Origin of the sequence: Blautia sp. HCP3S3_D9, assembly GCF_052063845.1 — a bacterium.
In the GTDB taxonomy this organism is placed as follows: Bacteria; Bacillota; Clostridia; order Lachnospirales; family Lachnospiraceae; genus Blautia_A.
This window is the reverse complement of sequence record NZ_JBQHWS010000037.1, coordinates 25,471-31,877: the sequence shown is the minus strand read 5'-3', so window position 1 is coordinate 31,877 and position 6,407 is coordinate 25,471. Positions and strand designations below refer to the sequence as shown.

The 6,407-nt window shown below is 39.7% G+C and carries 5 protein-coding genes; all 5 read left to right on the top strand.

The features are described 5' to 3' along the window. Positions 1 to 519 precede the first annotated feature (519 nt). The gene (locus tag ACTNES_RS09250) at positions 520 to 2,550 is read left to right on the top strand and encodes a right-handed parallel beta-helix repeat-containing protein (RefSeq protein ID WP_291817607.1); all 2,031 of its coding nucleotides are present in this window, start codon (positions 520 to 522) and stop codon (positions 2,548 to 2,550) included. Between the two features lie 438 nt (positions 2,551 to 2,988). Next, complete coding sequence (locus ACTNES_RS09245) at positions 2,989 to 3,741, top strand: hypothetical protein (RefSeq protein WP_147419301.1); 753 nt, start codon at positions 2,989 to 2,991, stop codon at positions 3,739 to 3,741. Beyond that, positions 3,742 to 4,218: a hypothetical protein gene (locus tag ACTNES_RS09240; protein ID WP_441039164.1), complete on the top strand. Its 477-nt coding sequence runs from the start codon at positions 3,742 to 3,744 to the stop codon at positions 4,216 to 4,218. Further along, on the top strand, positions 4,211 to 5,116 hold the full coding sequence (locus ACTNES_RS09235; protein WP_441039163.1) for a hypothetical protein: 906 nt from the start codon (positions 4,211 to 4,213) through the stop codon (positions 5,114 to 5,116). The genes ACTNES_RS09240 and ACTNES_RS09235 overlap by 8 nt, the downstream gene beginning before the upstream one ends. Before the next feature lie 15 nt (positions 5,117 to 5,131). Continuing rightward, positions 5,132 to 6,397: an OmpA family protein gene (locus ACTNES_RS09230; protein WP_441039162.1), complete on the top strand. Its 1,266-nt coding sequence runs from the start codon at positions 5,132 to 5,134 to the stop codon at positions 6,395 to 6,397. Positions 6,398 to 6,407 lie beyond the last annotated feature (10 nt).

Sequence of the window (6,407 nt, the reverse complement as noted above, 5' to 3'; positions counted from 1 at the left end):
TAGCCAAAATTCATTCCAGATTGCCTGCGGCAATGGAATTTTGGCTTGTATGTCTCGGGATTTTGGCATATTCATGCCAAAACACCTCGCGGGATAGTGGTGTGTGAACAGCAACAAAAATCTTCGTAGTACGCAAAAAAGAGCAGACAATGGGATTCTTTCTCAGACCCCATTGTCTGCTCTTTGTACGAAAATTTTTATATAGGGGATTATAACTTGTGTTTCTTTGATGGTCAAGATGTTTTTTGTAAACTTTTTTCAAAAATTGTTAATAACAGAAAGGAAGCGTATCCCGTAAGAAGCTGCCAATATCAAATTCTGTAAGTAATCCTTGTGCATCCCAAACACATCCCAGAATATTACCAGTGATAGTCATAGAATCATCACAAAATTCATACAAAATGACACAGAATTCCATTGTTTCGCTGCATATCTACATGCTACACTAGATTACATATCTTATGGGCATTTCGCCCGCAAACAGAAGGATTCAGGCCAGAAGGCCGGGAGGTTTTTATAATGATTATTTACGTTGATGCATCCGTGATCCAGACCGGAAACGGAACAAAAGAAAATCCATTCAAAACTATTCAGGAGGCCGCTGCAAAGGCACTTCCGGGAGATGAAGTCATCGTTGCACCGGGATTATACCGTGAAGCTGTTAATCCGATTCACGCTGGAACGGCAGACAAGCGTATCACCTACCGTTCTGCAATAAAAGGACAGGCGCACATTACAGGAAGTGAAGCTGTCAAAGACTGGGAAAATGTAGAAGGCACTGTATGGAAAGCAGTCATTCCGAACGGAATCTTCGGTGATTATAACCCATTTACTACCCTGGTATCCGGAGATTGGTTTATCGCTACATTTATTGCTCATACAGGAGATGTATATCTGAATGAAAAATCCATGTATGAAGTAACCACTCTGGATAAAGTTAAAAATCCACAAAAAAGTACTATCTCATGGGATCCTGATTTCTCTGTATATACATGGTACGCAGAACAGGATGAAGCCAATAATCAGACAATTATTTATGCAAACTTCCATGAAAAAGATCCCAATAAAGAAAATGTTGAGATCAGTGTAAGAAGAAACTGCTTCTATCCGGAAAGTGAAGGAATCGGATATATCACTCTCTCCGGTTTCCGCATCAGTCAGGCTGCTACTCAGTGGGCTCCCCCTACCGCTTATCAGGAGGGAATGGTCGGTCCTCACTGGTCCAAAGGATGGATCATCGAAGACTGTGAAATCTATGAATCCAAATGCAGCGGTATTTCTCTTGGTAAATATTTGCAGCCTGAAAATGATAACAAATGGTTAAAGTGGAAATACAAAGACGGAACTCAGACAGAACGCGACTGCATCTGCCAGGCTTCCTATGAAGGATGGGATAAAGAACACATCGGTTCCCATATTGTGCGCAGATGTGAAATCCATGACTGCGGTCAGACAGGTATTGTAGGACATCTTGGAGGCGTATTCTCTGTTATTGAAGACAACCATATCCACCACATTAATAACAAGCAGAATCTGGCAGGAGCAGAGATTGGCGGTATCAAAATGCATGCTGCTATCGATGTTATTTTCCGCCGCAACCATATCCACAACTGCACCCGTGGTCTGTGGCTTGACTGGCAGGCACAGGGAACCCGCGTTACAGGAAATCTCTTCCATGACAATGCTCTTCCTAATGACTTCGAGGCAGGGGATGACGCTGTCACAAGCGTAGGAGAAGATATCTTCGTTGAGGTTTCCCATGGTCCGACATTGATCGACCACAATATCCTGCTGTCTGACCGTGCACTGAAAATTGCAGCCCAGGGTGTTGCCCTTGTACATAACCTGATCTGCGGCGGCTTCGTTTCTGTTGGTATCGGTACAGACAACGGTGCACCTGATATTCCATCTCCCAGATATACTCCATATCACACCAAACACGGAACTCAGGTTGCAGGATTTATGACCATCCTTCATGGAGATGACAGATTCTACAACAACATCTTCGTTCAGAAACCGATCCGTCCTTGTATGCAGGATCTGGCTGATCTCATGGGTAACAATGGAAATATGTGGGATGACTGCAATGTGATCACAGGAACTTTCAAATTTAACGGATATCCAACCTTTGATGAATGGAACAGACAGTTCGAAGGTTACTGCGGAATGGGTTCTGAAACAACAGGCAACTGCTATTATGATCATCTTCCTGTATGGGCATCCGGCAATCTCTATTTCAATGGAGCACGTGCATGGGAAAAAGAAACAAATGCAGTCACAGATGCAGAACACACTGTAGATATCTCTGTTGAAGAGAAAGAAGATGGCTGGTATCTGAAGACCAACCTGTATGATATCATCAAAGAAGAAAACGACGGTATCATCTCAACTGAAACACTTGGTATGGCATTCGAACCGGAGCAGAAATACGAAAATCCTGACGGAAGCCCGATTATCTTTAATCAGGATTTCTTTGGAAATCACAGAGATGTCAAAACTGTCGCAGGACCATTTACGGATAAAAAAGCATCTGAGCAGAAGCTCTTTTAACAACAAAGCCCCTGTATCTTGTGGAAAAACAAGATACAGGGGCTTTGTTAGATACCCCATCTTTTATATATACATATTCATTCTTCACATGTAATTTTCTTAGCAGATTCATACTTTCTTAGAAAACACCGCTCTTGAACTCTCAAAGTTCATTTCAATCATCATTCCCTACATAATAATGTTAAGTATTTGTGTAAATTTCTCTATATATCATATACAAGACCTGTTGCAATATCATTTTTTCTATAATAATGAACCTCACATATATTCTTATTGAAATGAATAGAAATAAATTTTTTAAAATTATTCTTGCTAAAACGTTAAGCACCTGTCCTTTTATCCTTATGTATAAGTATAACAAGTAAAAAAACGTTCAACGAAGGAGGTTATGCTATGAAACAGACAACTGATCTACTTTCCCCAAAGGAGGTATCCATAATGAATAAATCCAATTTACACAATAAACGTTTACAGAGTCTTAATAAAGGAAAAACAAAATCTCTTGGTCCTGTTGAGAAAATCACAATGACCTATGCAGGCCGGATTGATGGCAAAAAAAATCTGCTCCGTTGTAATGAAAATGGCATCTGGCAGTCCAGTACACTGAAACAAGAGGTAGATTCCTATGAAGAATTCTGTGCAGAACAAATGGGAAAACTGAAACTACAAGAGGAGGATGAATTCAAAAAATTGAATATTCTCTTCGATCAGGTTATTCCATTGAGAAAAAAGCTTTTGGAATCAAAAAATCTTTTGAGAAATGCTATGGATGAAGAAGTTGATCTAACCAGTCGAAAGGAAGGTGAGGACAACCTTACAGAAGTTCAGGTCACAGCCCGACGAAACCGTGAAAGAGAAGAATCTCTTAGGCCCTTTAAAGATGCAGTATCTAAATATGACAAAGAACTTTCTAATACAGTAGAATCTATTTTTACCAGTCTCAGTCAGATTAAAGAAAGCTTCGATTCTACTGTAAAGATTACTAATCGTATTCTTCAACATAGTCAGAGAAGAATCGATGTGTATTGGCACTCGGCAATACGTTATATATCGGAACTTCCAGCACTTCCGAATATTACATTCAGCAATATGTCTGAACAGTCATTTGCGGATCATTATGAAAAGCTGGTAGAAAAAGCAGAAAATCTTCGTCTTGAATTAGCATCTGAATTATGTGAGGAGGTAATGTAAATGTTATCATTTAGAAGAAGAGGACACAGGCCGATAAGCGAAGTAGATAGTAGTTTACATCAACTTGTTTATGATTTCCGTCGTCGTACAAATCTCCTGTTTGAAAACTACAGATCAGTCAATTACAGAAAACCTGAATCCTATAATCTGGAACAGTTAAAAAAAGAACTAGAAAACACTTTAAAAACCTTAATTGATGCCAGCGCAGTAGATGCAGGAAATGAAGATTGTCTCATCGACAAAATTCTCGGTCCAGTTCGGGATGGCATCCGATATCTGGATGACCAGGCTTTGGAACATAACGACTTTTATAACAGACAAGCTGCAAATATGGAAGTTCACAGTTTCGATATCGAAAAAATTCTCGAGTTTTGGAAAGAAAAAGAATCTTCTATAACTAAAGAATACGAATCTTCTCAAATACTCTGGAACAAATATTGTGGTAGTAAAGAAAGGAAGGTAATAAGACATGACTGATAAAAATTTTTCTTTAAAAATGAATCAAAATGGTGAACTTATGCAATCACAGTCACATTTGCACAAACTGACAAAAGCAAAATACAAACCTGACACTCCTTTTCTCTGGGGACCAGTTTCGTATTTACTGATGTTAATTTGTACTACAATAGATCTGTCTTTTTTCCGTAGTCTTTTTCAACGGATTTCTTATGATGAGCCTTCCATGATACTTCTCGAAGTCAGTGGCATGGCCTTTGCAGCCGATATTGTTGCAGCTTTTGCAGGTATTTTGGCAAAACGTATCAAGCAAGGTCTTAGCAAAGATAAGCTGAACCTGATATTATTGTTGTCTGTTCCTGTCTTTGCCCTTATCATAAATGGCATCCTTCGAGTTGCCACAATGTCTCTTTCTTCTGCAGACGGAACAATAGATTCTGCAACAATTGCTTTAACGATCATATCTATAGTAATTCCAATATGTACCTCTATTGGAAATTTCAGTATAGGTTGTCTTACATATGATCCTTTAGGACAGAAAATGTGTCGTGAAGAGATGGCACTCGACGAAATCAGAGACTACATCAGACGTTTAGAAGCAATAAAGAAAGAATGCGATTCCTTCAACCCGGAGCAGATTATAGAAATGGATCGTCAACATCTTGTTAATGCCAAAAAAGCGTTGATCAATGACGCTCTGATTCTCAGTGCTGATGCGAAAATTCAACTGATGGAGTACCTCGGTAACCCCACATCAACTAATGTACTCAGCAACTCCCATTGCAATGATATCTTTAATCGGCTCAATCGTGAGCTACAATCACTGGAAACTGCCTGCATTGGAGAAGCCATACCATCTTCAACTATTGAAGAGGCTAACACCAGAAAACGCGTTGTTAACTTTTCGGAAGCTGTTTAAACAGGAGGAATCATTATGACAAAAAGAATCAGAAAAATCGTATTATTTACTATTGTGACTACACTTCTTACGGTAACCGGATGTGGTGATAAGAAAAACACTGATACTGCAACAAGCAATAAACCAGCCATTGCCTACATAGTAGCCAACACTGCAAATTCCAAACCAGTAGATTCATCAGCTCCAATTATTCAGGATACTATGATTGACTGTGCTGAAAATTATGGTTATTCGTTTATTGTGCGGGTAGATGGAGAACCCGAGCTGGTATCAAGCGAAAATCTTGATATTGATCCACAGTATAAGAACGCAGCAAAAGAAAGATTAAAACGAGATGCAACTAACAAAGTTACCAATTTACTTCAGGTACTTGAAGGAGTGCACGCAGTAAATCCAGAATCTGATTATCTGGAAGCCATTCGCCTCGCGGCAGCCTCTCTCAGAAGCCTTGACAATAGCTATACCTCCCGAAATATTATCTGTTGTGGAAGTGGACTCGGAACTACGGGATATCTCAATTTTCAAAACAACCTGCTAAGTGCTGAATCTCAGACAATTGTAAAACTTCTTCAGGAGAAAGAAGCTTTGCCAGATCTTAGTGGTATAACAGTATACTGGATTGGGATGGCCCAGACCACAGCTCCACAGGAAAAATTAAATCCCAAACAGAGCAAGAACCTTGAAAACATCTGGAAATCTGTCATTGAAGCCGCAGGCGGTGAATTTGTACCAAATGACTACATTTCAGTATCCCAGAACGATGATACGACAGATGAACTTCCATCTGTAAGTATTGTTAATATTCCTTCAGATGATCCAATTGTGTTTGAACCGGAAATACTTGAACAGCCAGAACAGGAAGAAGAAAATGCTTTTGAAGAACCAGTAATCCTCGGAGAAAGTCAAATTCAATTTGTTGGAGGTAAAGCAACCTATCTGGATGAGGAATCTGCTACAGAAACAATCCGCCCAATTGCTGAATATCTGCTGAATCACACTTCAGTTAATCTCCTTCTGGTAGGATCTACGGCCGGAGATATCACTGATGAATCTACACTTCGTCTGTCTCAGGATAGAGCAGATACTGTCAAGCACACATTAGTTGAATTTGGAGTTGACGATAAGCGCATCAATACCCTTGGTATGGGGGCAAGTGATCCCTGGCATATCAACGGCGCAGGTTATGATGAAACAGTTGGTTCCGCTGCCAGCAGCAATCGTAAAGTCGTTTTGATTGATGCCAATACAGAACTGGCTCAGCAACTTATGAGCAGTAATTAACTTTATTACT

What these genes read in the sequence shown, in the direction of transcription:
- ACTNES_RS09245 (WP_147419301.1), top strand. Translation starts at nt 2,989, where the DNA reads ATGAATAAATCCAATTTACACAATAAACGTTTACAGAGTCTTAATAAA.
- ACTNES_RS09250 (WP_291817607.1), top strand. Translation starts at nt 520, where the DNA reads ATGATTATTTACGTTGATGCATCCGTGATCCAGACCGGAAACGGAACA.
- ACTNES_RS09235 (WP_441039163.1), top strand. Translation starts at nt 4,211, where the DNA reads ATGACTGATAAAAATTTTTCTTTAAAAATGAATCAAAATGGTGAACTT.
- ACTNES_RS09240 (WP_441039164.1), top strand. Translation starts at nt 3,742, where the DNA reads ATGTTATCATTTAGAAGAAGAGGACACAGGCCGATAAGCGAAGTAGAT.
- ACTNES_RS09230 (WP_441039162.1), top strand. Translation starts at nt 5,132, where the DNA reads ATGACAAAAAGAATCAGAAAAATCGTATTATTTACTATTGTGACTACA.